Genomic DNA, 20604 nt, shown 5'->3' with positions numbered 1-20604 from the left:
CCTCCCTCTAGCAATCTGCAAAATTTCATGATATGATAGCGCTTACTTACAGATATAGTTTAACATTTAATAGCTGGAAGTTAAAATGATTGGCTATCCATCTCTTCGCTAATTTCAGGGAATGATTGACGAAAATGCAGGGATTCGTCAATATATGGTAAAGAGCGATTGTACTTTTTGATACAAATACTCTTACTTTTTTTCCAGTTGAGGGAGTTGGCGATATGACTGTCAAAATCAAAGATGTTGCAAAAAGAGCCGGCGTATCCGTCACCAGTGTATCCAGAGTATTGAACGGTGAGAAATATGTTAGCGAAGATGTACTGGCACGAGTAAATGAAGCAATTGAAGAACTCAAATATTCCCCTAGCCATATTGCTCGTAGTCTCAAAAAACAAAAAACAAATACGATTGGTGTTATCGTTCCCGATCTTACCTCCAACTTCTACTCGACCATTTTGAGTAGTATTGAAGAAAATGCAAGTAAATATGGTTATAACTTGATCGTCTGCAATATTGCAGAGAACCTGAGTAAAGAACTCAAGTACCTGTATATTTTTCAGGAAATGAGAGTAGAAGGCATTATTATTATGCATGAAAAAACAAATGATGATATTGTATCGTTTGTGCAAAATGCAACGATGCCGATTTTATTTTCCAGTGTGAAATCTCCTGATCCTACATTTATGTCTGTATTGATCGATGATTATCAGGCGGCTTTTGATGCTACAGAGTACTTAATTGATGCAGGTCACACAGCTATTTCTTATCTGGGTGGTGATCTACAGGATATTACTTCAGGGCAGAGTCGATACAATGGATTTCGTGACGCTTTGATCAAACATGAGATCGCTATCAATCCTGATTATATTAAGTTTGGTGATTATAAGCTTCCTAGCGGACAAGCATTGATGAAAGAACTACTTGCACTTCCAAATCGCCCCACAGTTGTGTTTGCAGCAAGTGATGATATGGCTGTAGGTGCTTTGAACTGTGCACTGGATCAAGGATTACATGTTCCTGATGATATTTCGATTATCGGATTTGATGGTAGTACAATCACTAATATTGTTCGTCCGGCAATCACGTCGATGCAACAACCCATTTATGAAATGGGACAGATTTCATTAGAAAGTCTACACAAATTAATTACACGTCCCAAAACACAACAAAAAACAGATATCGTTTTACAGCATGAACTGGTTGTAAGAGATAGTTGTAAAAAAATAAAATAAATTAAATTCATTTCAAATTTGTACTTGTTATTTGTAAAAGATACGTAATATAATGTCTCATATCAGAACGATTTCAACATAAATCTTCTTCTAAGACACTTCATAAGTTAGTTAACCTCACATTATTTATCAATTTAACAGCTTTATCTTCCTTTTCTCAGTCCCAAGTCATTCATTGTATATGTAAAGTTAGGTTCACAATGTGGTATCGATTCCAGATAACAGATATCACATTTCTTAACTTTCTGGAATCGATACCATATTATAGAAATTGTTGTTTGCTTCACTTGTTTCTCATTATAGTTGTTCTTATAAAATGGCTTAGATATCCGTATGGTATCGATTCCATAAAAGGAGGAATTCAGTTGAAAACAATTATTGTCGATGAAATAACCGTTTCACCCTTGATTATAGGCACAGGTGATTTATCGAAAATGAATGGTACATGGATTTTGGATGAATTTGTAGCTGCTGGCGGTACTACTATTGATATGGCATACCAATACACCAATAGCGAAGTCATTATTGGACAATGGATGAAAGAGAACAACAATCGTGATCAATTGGTGTTACTTAGCAAATGTGTTCATCCTCTCAAGGGTGAGACCACTGCCAGAGTCAATCCCGAATCGATCACCCATGATCTACTGATTAGTCTTGAGCGGTTGGGTACCGATTATATTGATCTGTATGCGCTACATCGAGATGATGAATCGGTTGCTGTCGAACCCATTATCGATATCCTTAACGAACATTTATCTCAAGGTCGGATTCGTACATTTGGTGCTTCGAACTGGAGTTATCAACGAATTCAACAAGCGAATGATTATGCAGAACGGCAAGGGTTAAAAGGATTCACATTCAACAGCCCTAACCTTTCTCTTGCTATTGCTTTAGAAGCACGTTGGCCGGGTTGCGTATCGGCGGATGAAAATACCACTTTATGGCATGATAACAACCAGTTACCACTACTCTCTTGGTCAGCACAAGCAGGTGGATTTTTCTCCGGTGCTTTTTCTCCAGAAGATCGATCTAATGAAGAAATGGTACGCGTGTATTACAGCGAACCGAATTGGGAACGCTATCGTCGCGCTGTGATCTTAGCAGATGAGAAAAAAGTTACCCCTACGCAAATTGCGCTTTATTTTGTTCTTCATCGTCCATTTCCAACTGCCGCCATTATCGGCCCTCGTACTTCGGATGAATTGGCTCAATCTTTTGCAGTGTTGTCGTTGGATATCAACGAATCTGATCTACAATGGCTTAATTTGGAAAGGGATGAACGATCATGATCCAACATAAATTAGCTGCTCAATTGTTTACAGTACGCAATGAACTCAAACAGGACTTTATTTACACGCTCAAAGAACTTCGCAAAATGGGTTGGACAGCCGTCCAGATTGATGGGCTACATGGTAATGATCCTGCCGAGATCGCCGCTGTTATGCAACAAATAGGTCTTCGCACTGCTGGGATGCATGTGGGTTTAGAACGAATGAAAAATGATTTGGATCAAGTCATCATTGAAGCTGATCTTTTTGGTACACCGGATATGATCTGTCACTCTCTACCTGATGAGCACAAAAATGAAGAAGGCTATCTCTATGTGAGACGCGAGCTACGCAAAGTATCTGCTATTGTATCGCCAAAAGGTTATCGAGTGGGATTTCATAATCATGATTGGGAATTTCATACGATGATGGAAGGTCAATATGCACTGCAATATTTACTTGAATATGATGAAGCGACACCTGTCTATGCAGAGATTGATACGTATTGGGTGAAAAAAGCTGATCTTGATCCGCTCACTATTATTCGTCAATATGCTCACCGTATGCCGATCTTACATTTTAAAGATATGACAAACGATGAACAGCGCTATTTCGCTGAAATAGGTAGCGGTACCATCGATTTTGCTCCTCTTTTACAATGGGGCGAACAGAATGGGGTCGAGTGGTACGCTGTTGAACAGGATTATTGCCCAGGTTCACCGATGGATAGTCTGGAATCCAGTCTGAATTATTTAAATACATTAATCAAAACGCTCTAATCTACCCGTATCATTTCGCTATACATGTGTATTCGCCAGTATGAAAGGAGTAGTGCCATGCAAGCCGAACTGGATTCCGTTCCGAAAAAATCAACGAAGAGCAAAAAAGCATCTTCGGCAGGACTATGGAAAACGATTGTTGTTAACCGCTACTTGTACCTGATGTTGCTACCGTGTCTTATCTTTTTTGTTATCTTCTCCTACCTTCCTATGGCAGGACTGGTGATGGCATTTAAAGAATTTCGATTCAATGCAGGAATGTTCGGTGGTCCGTGGGTAGGGCTTCGCTACTTCAAATTATTCTTCTCTTACCCGGATGCCACACAGCTAATTCTCAATACGTTTATTGTTGGATTCCTCAAAATTATTGTGTATTTCCCTTTCCCGATCTTACTTGCTTTAATGCTAAATGAAGTTCGCTCCAAACGTTTCAAATCGATCACCCAAACGATCTCCTATCTCCCTTACTTCCTCTCCTGGGTGGTTGTTGCCGCATTTACCAATAAAATTCTAGCTCCTGATGATGGCATTTTCAATCAATTTATGGCTGCTCTCGGTGGCGACGGTAGTATTTTCTACATGATGGATGGTCATTATTTCTATCTCATTATGTTTCTGACGTATCTTTGGAAAAATATCGGTTGGGGTTCTATTATCTATCTAGCTTCGATGGCTGGAATCGATCCTACCCTTTATGAAGCCGCTGAAATGGATGGCGCAAGCAAATGGCGTAAAATCTGGCATATTACACTCCCTTCTATTCGTCCTACCATTGCCATCCTGTTTATTTTGGATATTGGTAGTCTGTTAACTACAGGATATGAGCAAAACTATTTGCTTCGTACTGCGGGTAACTCGGATTATTCCGATATTCTAGACACCTATGTATTACGTGTAGGTATGATGCAAGGACAATATGGATATGGTGCAGCAGTTGGTCTTTTACAAGGTCTTGTCGGCTTAATCCTCGTTGTGGTAACCAACTATCTAGTCAAACGCTTTAGTAAAAATGAAGCCAGTCTCTGGTAGTCCTAACTCAATCGGTAACTCCCCTGTAATTCAATAAACCATTTGGAGTGATTTCATTGAAAACGATCAAACGCCAAACTTCACTTACACTTTGTCTCTTATTGTTCATGGTTGTGTTGTTGTCTGCTTGTTCTTCAGACAGTAGTGGTAGTGAAGCGACTAGCCAAGTAGCTGCGGATGGTCGCAAAAGCGGTGAAGGTGGATTTATCGCCAATCGTGATTTGACCGGACGTATTTTTCTTGAAGGTGATGGTGCACAATTACCTGATGATCAAGTGGGGAACCCGATAGCCCTCAAAATCAAAGAAAAAACAGGCATGACGATCAACTGGCAATCCAGCGGTGCAGCAGATGGACTCCAAGAATTAACAGTAGCACTAGCGACTGGAGATTTACCTGATGTGATTGAAGCTTATCTCGATCATGGTGGTCGCCCTGAAATGAATGTACTTCTCAAAGGTGCTCGTGAAGGTCTATTCACAGACTTAAGCCCTTACCTCAAAAATACCAAAGTGCTCAAAAACTATCTCGACCCAGATTTCTTACCTCGTGATACTAAAGAAAACGTGATGTTCCGCCCAGAGTTTGGTGGTAAAGTGTACTTTATTCATATGAATATTCCTGCCAAAAATACAACCGATGCTGACCGTATTCACTACCGTGGTGGATTATGGCTTCGCGCAGATATTGCGAAAGCATTAAATGTTGATCCTTCTACCATCAAAACACAAGATGATCTATACAATCTAGCAATCAAAATCAAAGCTGGAAACTTTAAAGATAATAATGGTAAACCAATCACTGTGATTGGCCCACGTAAATGGGGCGGTCAAGTCACCAGTACGCTGTTCAAAAACTTCGATTTCGGTAACGGTACACAATTTGATGTTGATAATGGACAAGTTAAACATGTAGCTGAGACCGATTACGCACTAAAAAGTATTGAATTTGTACAAAAATTGCTTAGAGAAGGTCTACTCGACAAAGAAGCTTTCAATATGGATGGTGTTCGTGCAGAAGAAGCTTACAATAATGGTTCTTACGCCATCTCTTCCTATATGAATATCGCTCCTGATTCATTAACGATGTTTGAAAAAACAAAATATTTACCAATGGATCAAATGGAAAATTACAAAGGCGAAACTGCTATTTATGAAAAAGAAAAATCAGGTAGCCAAGTGGTCGCTATCCCTTCCACTACCAAAAATCCAGAACAAATTATTCAATACATGGACTACCTAGCCAGTAAAGAAGGTAAAACGCTATGGAACTATGGTGTTGAAGGCGAAGATTACAAGGTCAATGACAAAGGGCAATATATCTATACAGACAAAGTACTTGATGTCATGAAAAATAATCCAGGTGAAGAACGCAATACGATCCCTTATTTCTGGGGAAGTCTACTTGGCAAAACCGATGTGAACAATAATAAAGATTTCGGTGAATTGATCCGTAGTGCGAATTCCCAACCGGATCGTTACAAACTGTATTTTGAATTGATGAATTATGGTAATCCGAAATACAAATACTGGGATGGTTATACCGCAGCTTCTTATTTAGCAGAAGTTCCTGATATTGAAGCATCACTCAAACCGGTACTGGATTCGTACAAAGATGTGCTTGTACAAGCCTTTTTCGCTAAAGATATGACTGAAGCTACAAAACTACTTGATGATTATCGTCAACAGCTCAAAGATGCTGGAGTCGAACAATACGAGAAATATTTACAAGAGAAATACAATGCCGATCCTTCTTCTGTCGTGTTCTATATTGATGCCTTTTTCTAAAAACAAGTCGTAAGTATCCTCAATGATCTGATCATGTTGTACCACTGAACTGCTCAGGGGATGTGATGTTCAAGCATCCCCTATCAAATTAAAACTGCGGAGGTTATGCAGATGGATAAAGCAGTAGGCAACGCACCGCTCAATGAGCGCATCGCTATTGTGATCAACTATATGTTATTGGTGGTATTGTGTCTGGTTATTCTGATGCCACTTGTTAATATTCTGGCGCTTTCTTTAAATGACGGTAAAGATGCTTCGCTCGGTGGTATTGCATTCTGGCCTCGTGTCTTCTCTGTCTCTAACTATATTGAAGTCTTCAAAAATCCAGCGGTATTGCAAGGTATGGAAGTCACTTTATTTCGTACGATTATAGGAACTTTTCTAAGTGTATTGCTTACATCGATGGCGGCTTTTGCACTTAAAAATAAAAACCTACCCGGTGTCGGTATAGCTAGTATTTTTATCGTCTTCACTATGTTGTTTAATGGCGGTATTATTCCTTACTTTATGGTTTTGAAAATGTTCAACTTGAACAATACCATCTGGGTATACATTATCCCTACCCTGTATAGCGCATGGAATCTAATACTGGTTCGTACCTTTTTCCAATCGATTGATCAAAGTATGGAAGAATCTGCGAAGATCGATGGTGCTCATGATTTTCAAGTGTTATTCCGTATCTATATTCCGCTTAGTATGCCGGTCTTATCCGTGATCTGTCTTTTTAATGGGGTTATGCACTGGAATGATTGGTTCTCTGGCGCATTCTATGTCACAGATGAGAAATTAAGACCTTTGCAGACGATATTACAACAAATGTTAACTGCTGCTGAGGCGATGCGTAAAAACTTATCCATGAATGCGATGATGAGCGCCGGTAACTCGGTCACTACCGAATCGATGAAGATGGCGATGGTGATGATCTCTGTTGTGCCGATTGCTACCGTTTATCCGTTTATTCAGAAGTATTTTGTCCAAGGGATTATGGTCGGATCGGTCAAAGGATAATTCCAATATCTCAACCGATGGGCGATTACCATTACCCTACAGAAATAGAGTACACAAATCGGGATGCGCTACGTCCTTAAATAAATGAGGGATTATCATTGAACGAAAAACAATACGATGTTGTCTCTATCGGTGATGCTAATATTGATCTGATTGTGGCAGGCAGTGATCAGATGCCACTTCCAGGTCAAGAAGTTTTCGTCAAAAATATGCTGATTCATATTGGCGGTGGTGCTGCTCTATTCTCGATGGCACTCGCTAAAATGGGACTCAAAGTCGCTTTTAATGGCGTTTTGGGAAGTGATTATTATGGTCGTTTTATTTTGGATGAGTTCAGTGAATTGAATATTGATACCTCTTATATTCGTCAAAGTGAACATAATAACACTGGAATTTCGATTGCGATTAACCCTGAACAAGATCGTTCTTTTATCACCTATATGGGTTCTAATGCTGAAGTTCGGATGGAAGACTTGAATGAAAACAGTATGCGATACGGTCGACATGTGCATTTAACCGGTTATCAAGGTAGTCGTAATCATGATGCGTATATTCAAATGATCAAAAAGATCAAATCTTTTGGCGCTACAATTTCTTTTGATGTGGGTTGGGACGATAGCGGTGAATGGTACAGCGGTATTTTTGAAATTATGAGTGAAGTTGATATTTTCTTTCTCAATGAACTGGAAGCATTACATTACACAGGTTGTAGCGAAATTCGTGAGTCGATTAACAAAATGTCGCAACACGCTGAACATTTGGTTGTTAAAATGGGCTCACGTGGTGCCGTTTCTGTACAGAATCATCAAATGGTCTACCGCTCTGCGTACACGATTACAGCAGTCGATACAACAGGTGCTGGAGATAGTTTTAATGCGGGGTACATGTATGGTGTATTAACCGGACACGATACAGGAGAATGTCTGCAATATGGCAATGCGTGCGGAGCCCTTTCAGTATCGGCTTATGGTGGCAATACAGGGATACCGGATCAAGCAGGAGTCGAAGATTTTATCGCCAAACAAGCTGGACATATTGCAGACGATTGGGAAGTTATTGTCTGATTAAGGGAGGCACACTATGTTTTTCACAGAAGATAAATTAAAAAAACGTCTTGAGCAACTTGAACCACTCCGTTATCGGGAGGCTTTTGAGGTATCCGAATACATCGCAATCGAAGATATCACAGGTGAAAATGGGATGCGCCCCCCAACAGCAACACTAGATCATCCGAATACAGTGATGCGTACAGGCGATTTTTGGAAAGGTAGAGACCGTTATCTATGGCTCTCTGCCTCTGTTAACGTTCCTGTGGCATGGTGTAACCATACTGTAGTTGGACTGTTCGACTTTGGTATCACCGAAGGCGGTAACAATGGTGGATTTGAATCATTAGCGTACTGGAACAATCAGCCTTATCAGGGTGTAGATAGCAATCATATCGAGATGATTCTTCCCGTGGGATACTCTGGTGAAGCCCGGCTTGATTTCCGCTTATGGTCAGGGCTTGAAGGTGGTGGCATTCCTCGTGAAATGAATCATCAGCTCAAACGCTCACAGATCGCATGGTTGGATCGACAAGTGGATACCTTTTTTTATACTGCTAAAGCCATCTTACAAGCGATCACGATTCTACCAGAAACGGTGTATGAACGTTCTGCTTTGATCACATGTCTGGATCAATCGTTCCAGCTGATCAATTGGTCGAAGCCCGGCTCAGACCTTTTCTATGAATCAGTCTACGCTGCTGCTAAGCAGTTAGATCAACAATTAGATACGATGAAGCAGACTCATCCTGTCACTGTGACCGCTCTTGGACATACACATATTGATGTCGCTTGGTTATGGCGCTTGAAGCATACCCGTGAAAAAGCAGCACGCTCCTTCTCCACTGTACTGCGCTTAATGGAACATGATCCTGATTATATTTTTCTTCAGACACAACCTCAATTGTACGACTATATTAAGCAAGATTATCCTGATATTTATGAAAAGATTAAAGCACGTATTGCCGAAGGTCGCTGGGAAGCTGGCGGTGGCATGTGGGTAGAAGCCGATTGTAATTTAACTTCTGGCGAATCGCTTGTACGACAATTTTTATTCGGAACGCGCTTTTTCGAACAAGAATTTGGTGTATCTAGTAGTTATTTGTGGTTACCCGACGTATTCGGTTACAGCTGGGCATTGCCACAAATTTTAAAAAAATCAGGTTTTGATACATTTATGACGACCAAAATCAGTTGGAATCAAGTCAATCGGATGCCGCATGATACGTTCCAATGGCGTGGTATTGATGGTTCAGAAGTACTGACTCATTTTATTACGACACCAGATGATTGGGAAGGCGGTAATTCTTTCTTTTATACGTATAATGGGTTGATTGAAGCTCAGACTGTTCAAGGCATCTGGAATAGTTATCAGAACAAGGAAGTCAATCAGAACTTACTCTTATCCTACGGATATGGAGATGGCGGCGGTGGCGTAAATCGTGAAATGTTAGAACTTCGTCGTCAATTGGATCGTATACCGGGTGTTCCTCATGTAACCACTGGACGGGCTGACGATTATTTCGAACAGTTGCATCAGTCGTTCGATCAGACGGATCGTTATGTGCATACATGGGATGGGGAATTGTATCTGGAATATCACCGTGGTACGTATACCAGTCAGGCATATAACAAAAAAATGAATCGTAAATTAGAGTTATTTTATCGGGAAACCGAATGGCTACAGACGATGAGTAGCATCCTTCAGTCCGACTGGTCAAACTACAATCAGCAAGAATTAAATGAAGGCTGGAAAATCATTTTGCGTAATCAATTCCATGATATTATTCCAGGCTCTTCGATTGCAGAAGTCTATGAAGATAGCACCAAAGAATATGCCCAAGCTCAGCAGATCGGTGAGCAAGCATGGACATCTGCTTCAACAGTATTAACAACAACAGATGATCACACCATCACTGTATTCAATAGTTCTTCATGGGCAGTCTCGTCTACGGTTCAGATTCCATTTGCATTATGTGGAGCCGATGCGTACACATGGACAGACGATCAGCAACATCCTTTACAAGTGCAACGTGCAAGCGATCACTGGATTGTTCACACACCTCTCCTTCCATCAATGGGAGTACGTACGATTCACTATCAGCCTGTTGTTGATTCCGACGATACGACAACAGTAGATTCTGTACCTTTCTTATATGAAGAAGGCAAATTAGTGACTCCTTATTATGAACTGCAATGGAATGAACAAGGACAACTGATTCAAATTATAGATTTGGAAAATTTACGTCAAGTACTTGCTCCAGAAGCTCGAGGCAATGTATTACAACTGTTTGAAGACAAACCGATGAACTTTGATTCATGGGATATCGATATTTTTTATCAAGAAAAGATGGAAGAAATCAATCATCTCATCTCTGTACGTTTACTGGAAACAGGAACGCTTCAGACCATAGTAGAATTTGTCTGGCAGTATGATGAGACTGTGATCACACAGCAATTAATCGTGTATGCTCATAGTCGCCGAATCGACTTCAAAACACATGTCGATTGGAAAGAACGTCAAAAATTACTCAAAGTCGCTTTCCCTGTGCAGATTCGTTCTACAGAAGCTACCTATGATATCCAGTTCGGTAATGTGAAGCGTCCTACTCACTGGAATACAAGCTGGGATTGGGCACGATTTGAAAGTGTAGGTCATCAATGGGCTGATTTGTCTGAGCGTAATTATGGTGTGAGTCTGCTGAACGATTGCAAATATGGATATGATATTAAAGACAATGTGATGCGTCTGTCGCTTCTCAAATCTGCGATCTACCCTGATCCGCAAGCAGATTACGGGCAACACGAGTTTACGTATTCACTTTACCCTCATGCTGGAGATTGGTTAGATGGGCATACCGTTCAAGAAGCATGGTTATTAAATCAACCTTTTCAGATCGCTTCAGGTACAGCGCGTGTCTTAAGTACACAGCCTTCTTCATTCTCTATGTTCACTCTGTCTGCTTCACATGTCATGATTGATGCAGTCAAAAAAGCAGAAGATCACGATCTGGTTGTACTTCGTGTTCATGAATATGGTGGTATCCGTTCAGCACTTCAGATCACTAGTGATCTAAAAATCACTAGCTGGCAAGAATGTAATCTGATGGAACAACCGATTGGTGAACAACATCATTCTCCATTGTCGATAGACATTGCACCTTATGAAATTCGTACATTCCTAATCTCTCTTCAAGAGGTGTAACCTATGACTTCTCAACCTTTGCAACTCACGACAGCTATGCATGATTATATTCAGCACGTTGAACAACAATTGGAACATTTCCCTGAACTTCAGGGGATGTTCCGGAATTGTTATGCCAATACGTATGAGACAACATTACAGGTATTAGAAGATGGTAGTACATTTGTGATTACAGGAGATATTCCAGCCATGTGGTTACGAGATTCTACTGCTCAAGTTCGTCATTACTTACCTGTGGCATCTAGTGATCCTGAAGTAGCTGATATCATTGCAGGTGTGATTCGTCGCCAGATTTTCTATATCGGTATTGATCCATATGGAAATGCTTTTAACTGTGAAGATAATGATAATCGCTACGATATCGATCTTACTGAATTGAATGCATGGGTATGGGAACGTAAGTATGAGATTGATTCGCTCTGTTACCCGATTCAACTGAGTTATTTATTTTGGAAAATGACAGGTCGTACTGACTTGTTTGATGAATCTTTTCGCATCGTGATGCATCGTATTATAGATCTCTGGCGTTGTGAACAATACCATGATGACCATTCTCCTTATACATTTATGCGTGAAGATTGTCCTCCTTCCGATACACTTCGTAATCAGGGAAAAGGTATGCCTACGTCGTATACAGGTATGACATGGTCAGGATTTCGCCCTAGTGATGATGCTTGTACATTTGGTTATCTGATTCCATCCAATATGTTTGCTTCTGTCGTGCTTGGTTATATGGCAGAAATAGCGATCGAGCTTTACAATGATGAGCGTCTCGCTTCTAAAGCACTGCGTTTACAAGAAGAAATCAATTTTGGTATCGAAAATTATGGAACAGTGATCCATCCTCAATATGGCAAAATCTATGCGTATGAAACAGATGGTCAAGGCAATCACAATCTAATGGACGATGCGAATGTGCCCAGTCTTTTATCAATTCCTTATTTGGGTTATCGCCCTGTCGATGATATCGTATATCAAAATACACGTGCATTTGTATTAAGCGAACACAATCCCTATTATTTCAGCGGTACAGCAGCCAGTGGAATCGGTAGCCCGCATACGCCGACCGATTATATCTGGCATATCGCATTGTGTATGCAAGGATTAACTTCTACCGATCCTGGCGAAATAGAATCTATCCTTCATGTGCTGTCTACTACCCATGCCAGTACAGGATTTATGCATGAAGGATTTCATAAAGACGACCCTACTCTATTTACTCGTCCATGGTTTGCATGGGCAAATAGTTTATTCGCTGAATTTGTTAGTCAGTACGCACTTCAATCCAGTAAGGAGCCATCTTCCCTATGAATACGATCATTCCTAGCTATTGGAAAGACCTGAATGTATTGCAAGTGAATCGTGAGCCTGCCCGAGCGTATTATATTCCATATGCAGATATGCCAAGCGCACGTACACGTCAACGTGGTAAATCTCCTTTTTATCAGTCGCTAAATGGAGGCTGGCAATTCCGTTATTATGATGCTGTACGTGATGTAGAACCTGCTTTTTTTATGCCTGAATATGATGTACAGACATGGGACTCTTTGCTTGTTCCTTCTTGCTGGCAGACAAATGGCTATGACCAACAACATTATACGAATCTAAGTTATCCATTTCCATGTGATCCGCCATTTATTCCTGATCAGAATCCAGCTGGCGCTTATGTCAAAGAAATACGATTACAGCATGGTTGGCAAGATCGAGAATCGTATCTTGTATTTGAAGGTGTTCAATCTTGTCTATATCTATGGGTAAATGGACAGTTTGTCGGTTACAGTCAGGGCAGTCGTGTCCCTGCTGAATTCTGTGTAAGCCCTTATTTGCAAGAAGGGATCAATCGTATCGCTGTGTTGGTTCTCAAATGGTGTGAAGGTTCTTATCTGGAAGATCAGGATATGTGGCGTTATAACGGTATCTTCCGTGATGTGTATCTACTTACTCGTGATCGTCAGCATATTCGAGATGTATTTATCCAGCAGTCTTTGGATTATGACCATGATCACTACCATCAAGCTAGACTGAATATCCAACTGGACTGCTCCACATCATCACAAGAGAACGAACATCTGGAAGTTCAAGCGATTCTATTATCACCTGACGGTACCGAACTGTTAACAACAACCGCTTTATTGGATCAAAGGGGATCTTTGGACATGGAGATTACCCATCCAATTCTTTGGAATGCAGAATCTCCTGCGCTATACAGCTTATATCTCAAAGCAGGCAGAGAAGTATTACGATTTGCAGTAGGTCTGCGTCAGATCGAAGTGACACCTGAAGGTGTATTTCAGATTAATAAAAAGCCTATTAAGCTTAAAGGTGTTAATCGTCATGATTCTCATCCAGAACTTGGACAGACGATTCCTGTACAACATATGCTGACTGATCTGCAATTAATGAAGCAACATAATATCAATACGATTCGTACTTCTCATTATCCGAATGATCCTAAATTTATGGAATATTGTGATGAATACGGATTTTATGTGATTGATGAAGTGGATCTGGAGTGTCATGGTATCGGTATACCTGAAGATTTTGCAGAAGGTGCTTTTCATCAACTATCTGTCAATCCAGACTGGCAAGAAGCTTTTGTTGAACGTGCTGTTCGCTTGGTGGAACGAGACAAAAATTTTGCATCAGTGATTATGTGGTCGATGGGAAATGAATCGGGTTACGATATCAATCATATTGCGATGGCACGATGGACAAGAGAACGTGATCCTTCTCGCCTTGTTCATTATGAAGGTGCGGCTCCTAGTTATAAAGGGCATGAAGATGTAAGTGTCTTAGATGTGGAAAGTCGTATGTATTCTTCTCCTGTGGATATTATTGCTTACGCGAATGATGATACTACTACCAAACCTTTATTTTTATGCGAATACAGTCATGCTATGGGTAACGGCCCGGGTGATCTCAAGTCATACTGGGACGCGATCTATGCTTATCCCAAATTAATGGGTGGTTGCGTGTGGGAATGGGTTGATCACGGAATAGCTCAAGTTAGTGCAACAGGTCAATCTTATTATGCGTATGGTGGAGATTTTGGAGATCAACCGAATGATAGCAATTTCTGTATCGATGGTCTAGTTTCACCAGATCGTAAGCCACATGCCGGGTTATTAGAATTGAAAGAAATCATGGCTCCTGTACGAATCGAAGCTTTAATTACAGTCGAAGGAAGAACAGATACTGCAATAGGGAATCAATTTAGCATTACTAATCTATACGATTTCACCGATGTATCTCACTTGATATTACACTGGAAAATCGAAGATGAAGGTCTACTTATCGAGCAAGGTACATTGTCGATGCCTACTATTGCTCCACAAGATTCAGCTACAATTACTTTGCCGAATTTAGCTTTGGAACATCATCATCCGCTTCGTTATCTTACCTTCTCTATACGGACGGCTACAGAAACAGTATGGGCTCCAATTGGTTATGAGATTGCTTTTACTCAATTCTATATTCCTGCTGATGCTATAGCGATAGACGAAATTTTAACAGAGCGTTACTCTTTAGATTCACTTCGATATCCACTACAGACTACTGAACATCAGGGGCGCTTAGTGATCGAAGGATTGGATTTCCGCTATGTCTATGATCTGGAACGTGGACAATTTACAGAATGGAGCAAATCGGGGGTTCCTTTACTTCAACAACCTACCGAATTTACAATCTGGAGAGCACCAATCGATAACGATATGCATATCAAAGAACAATGGTTAGATATTGGATATGATCATATATCGACCAAAGTATACAACAGCCACTGGTCATGTGCAGAAGAACAATCGGTGATCATTACGACTTCTTTCTCGCTTGCTCCGTATAGTAAATATCCTGTGCTGCGTGGTCAAGCATGGTGGACGATTCAGAGTGATGGAAAGATCGAATTGAAAGTAAAAGTGACTGTGTTAGATACCAGCCCATTTTTACCGAGATTTGGTCTAACGTTTGCAATGCCAGCAGGTACCGAATATATAGATTATTTTGGACGTGGACCGCATGAAAGTTATATTGATAAGCATCATAGTACACGTTTTGGTAAATATGAGAAAACGGTCGATGCCCTTTTTTACAATTATATTATGCCTCAAGAAAATGGATCTCGCTTTGAAACGCATTGGATGAGTGCTACACAAGCGATGGGTGCAGGGCTTCATTTCAAAGGTTCCCAACCGTTTTCATTTAATGCCTCTCATTACACTACAGCCAACTTGATGCATGCAACACACACGTATGAACTGGTGCGTCGCCCGGAAACGTTTATCCATCTGGATTACAAAATGAGCGGTGTTGGCTCGAATTCGTGTGGCCCTCAACTTGCTGAAAAGTATCAATTATATGAAAAAGAATTTGTTTTTGATATGGAGATTATGCCTTTTTTCAAAGAAGATTAGTTAGAGGGAGTTACAGCGCTACGTTCATCCTGTTGTTCTTGTCGTCGCTTGTTGTGGATGAATCCCTTGATTAACCGCTATGCGGTAGGGATTCATCCACAAAGGCGATCGCTTCGCTCTTTCAGAACAACAGGATGCCCTTCGCTACTGCAAGGGTGGTTATGGGGCAGGAAAGATGAACAACCTAGAGATAAACTCCTTGAATAGATTAAATCTTTTAGGCTGGTTAAACCCGTTGAACCTAACGATTTTGTGTATGGAAAAGGATTAAATCTTGTCTCTGTTGGTGGTACGCAGAGGGGTAAGATTTAATCCTTTTTGTATGGATAATGAAATTTGTGAGTCTTTAATTTCTATAGATGAGCTGATGCTATGGGGTGGGCTAAGGCTTCAGGTGTACGCAGTTTACCATCGCCTTTTTCCCATAACCAGAGAATTGACGTGACACCGCGTGGATAATATTTGCTACCGCTAGCAATGCCCGATATAATCTGGTCACTCCAGCACCAGTAAGAATATTCAGGGTGAGTCAGCCATTCGACATGAGCAGCATCGGCTGTTTGCCCTTGTTCATCCCAAGTTAGTCCCATAATTTCACGTGCGATAAATTGAGATAGATAGATTTTGCTTAACCATGAGTTGTTGCTTGTGGATGATAATTTCCAAGCTCCATTCTCAAATAAACAGATTCCTTTAACCAGTACTGTATTCAAATGTGTATGCAGAGCATTCAAGTAATCAGCGAATCGTCCATCACGTTCCAGTGCTTCAGAACAACCGGTAAAGTAAGGAAATACCAAGCCTTCGATCGCAGGAATAATCTGTGAATCATTGCCTTCGCCAATAACGGCCGGAATATATCCTTGATCATTCAACTGTGCAGTTACTGTAGCGGCGCAGCGATCTGCTTGTGCTCCTGCTTGTGCTGCGTATTCGGTCTGTCCTTCTTGGGAAAATAATTTCTCTAGTGCCAAATAGACAGCCCAGCATTTACCTGCTAGATAAATATTGTTACGAGATTGACCCAGAGACACATCCAGACTATCGTAGGTGGTAATCTCAGCCCCACCTTCTGTACGATGACTATCCAGTCCCATGAGACCGTTACGCTGTTCTGCTTCAGGATGATCACGATTGAGCATACTTTGTAGTCCATCTTGCAATATATTCATATATTTGTCTTTAAATTCATGGTCTTGTGTCTGCTCGATATAGGTTAATGCACAGCAGAGCCAGTTTACCAATTCTTCATGACTCATATATGAAAAGCAATCATCAATTCCTGCTCGCTCATAAGCCGAATATTGTGGACGGGAAAAATGATTGGCGATGCCCACATCATGTGTAAATGATAACCCACCTGGATATCTAGTCTGATCTTTAGGAAAACGAACTTCATCATAATAACTATACCGATTTACAAACAGTTCCAGTTCATTACGCACTGTCCACGGATTCATAATCAATTCGTAATACAATTGATCTGCTGTAAGATCGAGTGTATTCATCATTCGATATTCTCCTTCATTCACGATCCAAAGCGGTTGCTGATCCTCAGTCTGTAACAACTGCGTACTGCCGTAATAACTATGAATCGACTGTGCCACCATAAAATGCTGATCTTGATTCAATGCTTGATGATTACCAATCCAAGTATTCGCATCTTCACATGCTTGAGTTAAGGCATCCCAATGAGCTAACGCATATGTACCGACTTCTTCGATACGTTTGAAATAACGAGTGTAATAGTAAGACGTATCTATCCCTGTGGTGACAATGCCTTCTTTATAAAAGCAGATCGCAAAACGGAATGTACGTGTTTGTCCTGCGGGAACATCCATCAGTAACGCACCTACAATGCCCAAGCCAAAATACAAATTATTTGCATACTTTTCTTGTAATATTTTTTCGAGAGCAAATCCAAGTGCAGGTGTAACATCAGGGTCATCACATAAGATGGCTGTCTGTCTGCCTTGTCCAACGCCTGCGTAAGCATTGGATTGCATTTGCTCTACTGATTCATCTGCTTCTTTGATAATCCGCATCGAACGATAAGGATCGCTACCTTCATAACCGAAAAAGGCACGTCTACTCACTTTACCTGCTGTATTATCAATCGTCATTTCGGCAAATACAGCAGGCACAATCGCTGATTTGAGTTCTTCTTCATTAGCCTGTGCAGGATCAGGAACAGAGCGAACAGAAGAATAGATTTTGAATGTCAGATCACCTGCTGTCCATGTATCTGTAGCTACATCTAATGTACGCTCAATCTCATCATCCTGATAATAGACTATTTCTGTAGAAGTCTGGTCGGTCGGTTTCTCCTTTTCTACATCGTAACGAGAGCTTTCATCATTCAATGAAGTAAAAAAAGGAAGCGCTTCATACCGCTTGCCATCTCTCGATTGTAAGCCGATATAGATATTCTCATCTGCTGGTTTGCCCAGTTCTAACCCGAGTCCTCCTTTAGCTCCTTTGAATCCTAAGGTAAAGCTAGCAAATGCGCCAATTGGAGAATGTTGTACATTATAAAATGAATTTTTTTTCATTTCTTGTAACCCCTTTCATTTTGATAGGTATCCGTGTATGCTATCAGTAATTACCTTAATAGTTCAGATTTATCCTATCAAAGTATATTCTGTAAGACCATTTCCAAATCGCTCATCTATTTACCCAAATCAAGCATTATAGTGAGATTGGAGGTTGTCCATGTCTACTTCCTTTATTCCACCCGAATGGGGACAAAGTCTAGCTGAGACCATTTTTCCAGATGTGCAGACAACAATGAATTTGTTCGGTATTCATTTGCGTACAGTCAGTACAGATTGGCAATATCCGATTCACGATCATCCACAGTATGAGATTAATTATGTATTACAAGGGCAACAACTCATGACGGTTGGCTCGCAAAGTTATGTTCAGCAAGAAGGCGATCTGATGATCCTTTCACCCGGTACTTCTCATTCCAGTCGTACGATTGATGGACAGTCTTTTACGTATTTTTGTATCCATTTTGATATTGATGATCGATTGTTTTTATCATTATTGGAACGGCTGAATCAAGTGATTTTTAGACAATCCAGTGCAGTGGCTCAAGCGTTACGCCCTCATTTGCTCAAAATTGCCCAGCCGATCGATCATACCGATGAACATATTATTACCCGTCGAATGCGTCTGCAAGCTTCGGTATTTGAATTGTTTGGCGTGCTCTGGGAAGCGATATCCAATGAAGCTGCTGGTCTAGCGCCTGCAAGTTATGCCCATGTCGAAATGGCACATCAGATTGCTGCTCGATTGCAAGGCATCGCCAATCGCAATATTGTGCAACTGGAAGCCACGTCTGATTCCCATTATGGGATTGACGATATTGCAGCCGAACTAGGGATCAGCCCTTCTCATTGCAATCGAATTTTCCATCAAGTATTTGCGATTTCTCCGCGCAGTTACTTATCTAATCTAGTCCTTCACAAATCCAAATTATTATTGTCCGATCAACGCATGTCGATACAAGATATTGCTTCGATTCTAGGTTATCGTGATATTGCTCATTTTAGCAGGCAATTTAAGCGCTGGTCTGGCATATCGCCCAGTCATTATCGCAAAAATCAAATGGTGATGCCTTCCGAATGTAAAGCCTAATATCGAACTTGCTCTCCTACTGGCGGGCAAGTTCGTTGTTGTGTAATGAATATTCTTCCTTTATTGTTATAGTTATACTTATTTATGATTTGGGATGATGGAGGTGTTATGGTTGTGAAAATGGTATTCCGATGGTTTGGAGAACATAATGATACGGTCACATTAGAACAGATTCGGCAGATTCCCGGAGTTGAAGGGATCGTCTGGGCACTGCATGATGTACCTGTCGGCGAAGTATGGTCGCAAGAGCGAATCCATGAGATCCAAGCTACTGCTGATCGTTATGGTCTACATACGCACGTTGTTGAGAGCGTCAACATTCATGAAGATATTAAGCTAGGCTTACCTTCTCGTGATCAGTATATTGCCAATTATAAGCAGACGATTATCCATCTAGCAGAAATTGGTGTTCAAGTGATTTGTTATAATTTCATGCCTATTTTCGATTGGTTACGTACCGATCTGCACCGCCCTGCGTCAGACGGCTCTACTTCTCTTTTTTATGAAAAAAGCAAAATCGAGCATATTGATCCATTGGAATTAGTAGCTCAGATCAATGCCAATTCTGCATTAACAATGCCCGGCTGGGAGCCTGAACGGTTAGCTCATTTAACTGAATTATTCAAAGCTTATGAAGGATTCACTGAAGATCATTTATGGAGCAACTTGCAGTACTTTTTAGATGAAATTATTCCGGTTGCTGAAGCAAATGGTATCCAAATGGCGATCCATCCCGATGATCCACCTTGGTCGATTTTTGGTCTACCTCGTATTATTCGTAGCCAAGATAATATCAGACGCTTTTTGAATATGTATAACAGTCCAGCACATGGGATCACTTTGTGCAGTGGCTCATTAGGAGCGAATCCAGACAACGATATTGTCGCTATGGTACATGAATTTGCCGATCGGATTCCTTTTACTCATTTGCGTAATGTGAAAGTCGAAGAAAATGGCGATTTCGCTGAAACGTCTCATCGTACACAAGATGGAACTGTCAATCTAACTGGCATTGTACAAGCGTATCACGAAGAAGGATTCACTGGATATTGTCGACCGGATCATGGCAGACATATCTGGAATGAAGAATGTCGCCCGGGTTACGGGTTGTATGACCGTGCTTTGGGTATTATGTATCTATGGGGATTATGGGATTCATTTCAATATAAACGTACTTGAATATCCTCACACTC

General features: G+C 40.8%; 13 protein-coding genes. 12 read left to right on the top strand and 1 reads right to left on the bottom strand.

Features of this window, described 5'->3' with window-relative positions; translation table 11 throughout:
• Positions 1–224 precede the first annotated feature (224 nt).
• The 10 genes from PO903_RS10150 (at position 225) to PO903_RS10105 (ending at position 15769) form a co-directional block, all read left to right on the top strand.
• Entirely contained in the window at positions 225–1235 is a 1011-nt protein-coding gene (locus PO903_RS10150) for a LacI family DNA-binding transcriptional regulator (RefSeq protein WP_273593336.1), read from the top strand.
• 365 nt (positions 1236–1600) lie between these two features.
• The gene (locus tag PO903_RS10145) at positions 1601–2527 is read left to right on the top strand and encodes an aldo/keto reductase (protein WP_273593335.1); all 927 of its coding nucleotides are present in this window, start codon (positions 1601–1603) and stop codon (positions 2525–2527) included.
• A complete protein-coding gene (locus tag PO903_RS10140; RefSeq protein WP_273593334.1) occupies positions 2524–3285 on the top strand; it encodes a sugar phosphate isomerase/epimerase family protein in 762 nt (253 codons plus the stop codon). Before PO903_RS10145 ends, PO903_RS10140 begins: the two co-directional genes overlap by 4 nt.
• A 57-nt stretch (positions 3286–3342) precedes the next feature.
• On the top strand, positions 3343–4314 hold the full coding sequence (locus PO903_RS10135) for an ABC transporter permease (protein WP_069326700.1): 972 nt from the start codon (positions 3343–3345) through the stop codon (positions 4312–4314).
• A 56-nt stretch (positions 4315–4370) separates the two neighbouring features.
• The gene (locus PO903_RS10130; protein ID WP_083243386.1) at positions 4371–6101 is read left to right on the top strand and encodes an extracellular solute-binding protein; all 1731 of its coding nucleotides are present in this window, start codon (positions 4371–4373) and stop codon (positions 6099–6101) included.
• A 111-nt stretch (positions 6102–6212) separates the two neighbouring features.
• Entirely contained in the window at positions 6213–7109 is an 897-nt protein-coding gene (locus PO903_RS10125) for a carbohydrate ABC transporter permease (protein ID WP_137221186.1), read from the top strand.
• 98 nt (positions 7110–7207) lie between these two features.
• Complete coding sequence (locus PO903_RS10120) at positions 7208–8173, top strand: carbohydrate kinase family protein (protein WP_069326702.1); 966 nt, start codon at positions 7208–7210, stop codon at positions 8171–8173.
• 16 nt (positions 8174–8189) lie between these two features.
• The gene (locus PO903_RS10115; RefSeq protein WP_273593333.1) at positions 8190–11360 is read left to right on the top strand and encodes an alpha-mannosidase; all 3171 of its coding nucleotides are present in this window, start codon (positions 8190–8192) and stop codon (positions 11358–11360) included.
• Positions 11361–11363: 3 nt separating this feature from the next.
• Positions 11364–12671 (top strand): glycoside hydrolase family 125 protein, encoded by a 1308-nt coding sequence (locus PO903_RS10110; protein ID WP_502921676.1) that lies wholly within the window; start codon positions 11364–11366, stop codon positions 12669–12671.
• Positions 12668–15769 (top strand): glycoside hydrolase family 2 TIM barrel-domain containing protein, encoded by a 3102-nt coding sequence (locus PO903_RS10105; RefSeq protein ID WP_273593332.1) that lies wholly within the window; start codon positions 12668–12670, stop codon positions 15767–15769. The genes PO903_RS10110 and PO903_RS10105 overlap by 4 nt, the downstream gene beginning before the upstream one ends.
• A gap of 353 nt (positions 15770–16122) precedes the next feature.
• Here PO903_RS10105 and PO903_RS10100 read toward each other — a convergent pair whose 3' ends face one another.
• The gene (locus tag PO903_RS10100; protein ID WP_273593331.1) at positions 16123–18321 is read right to left on the bottom strand and encodes a glycoside hydrolase family 52 protein; all 2199 of its coding nucleotides are present in this window, start codon (positions 18319–18321) and stop codon (positions 16123–16125) included.
• Positions 18322–18481: 160 nt separating this feature from the next.
• On the opposite strand from PO903_RS10100, the gene PO903_RS10095 reads away from it, so the two are divergent.
• Together PO903_RS10095 and uxuA are read left to right on the top strand one after the other, a co-directional pair.
• A complete protein-coding gene (locus tag PO903_RS10095) occupies positions 18482–19411 on the top strand; it encodes an AraC family transcriptional regulator (RefSeq protein WP_273593330.1) in 930 nt (309 codons plus the stop codon).
• Between the two features lie 114 nt (positions 19412–19525).
• Positions 19526–20590, top strand: coding sequence for a mannonate dehydratase (uxuA, locus tag PO903_RS10090; RefSeq protein WP_069326867.1), 1065 nt, complete (start codon positions 19526–19528; stop codon positions 20588–20590).
• The last annotated feature ends 14 nt before the right edge of the window (positions 20591–20604 follow it).

Source organism: Paenibacillus sp. PK4536, assembly GCF_028594455.2.
Classification (GTDB): Bacteria; Bacillota; Bacilli; order Paenibacillales; family Paenibacillaceae; genus Saccharibacillus; species Saccharibacillus nuruki.
The sequence above is the reverse complement of the archived record's forward strand: the minus strand, read 5'-3'. Positions and strand labels throughout refer to the sequence as shown.

Excerpts from the sequence above, each read along its gene's own strand:
- PO903_RS10105 (WP_273593332.1), top strand. The coding sequence starts at position 12,668 with ATGAATACGATCATTCCTAGCTATTGGAAAGACCTGAATGTATTGCAA.
- PO903_RS10115 (WP_273593333.1), top strand. The coding sequence starts at position 8,190 with ATGTTTTTCACAGAAGATAAATTAAAAAAACGTCTTGAGCAACTTGAA.
- PO903_RS10100 (WP_273593331.1), bottom strand. The coding sequence starts at position 18,321 with ATGAAAAAAAATTCATTTTATAATGTACAACATTCTCCAATTGGCGCA.
- PO903_RS10125 (WP_137221186.1), top strand. The coding sequence starts at position 6,213 with ATGGATAAAGCAGTAGGCAACGCACCGCTCAATGAGCGCATCGCTATT.
- PO903_RS10135 (WP_069326700.1), top strand. The coding sequence starts at position 3,343 with ATGCAAGCCGAACTGGATTCCGTTCCGAAAAAATCAACGAAGAGCAAA.
- PO903_RS10140 (WP_273593334.1), top strand. The coding sequence starts at position 2,524 with ATGATCCAACATAAATTAGCTGCTCAATTGTTTACAGTACGCAATGAA.
- PO903_RS10150 (WP_273593336.1), top strand. The coding sequence starts at position 225 with ATGACTGTCAAAATCAAAGATGTTGCAAAAAGAGCCGGCGTATCCGTC.
- PO903_RS10095 (WP_273593330.1), top strand. The coding sequence starts at position 18,482 with ATGTCTACTTCCTTTATTCCACCCGAATGGGGACAAAGTCTAGCTGAG.
- PO903_RS10110 (WP_502921676.1), top strand. The coding sequence starts at position 11,364 with ATGACTTCTCAACCTTTGCAACTCACGACAGCTATGCATGATTATATT.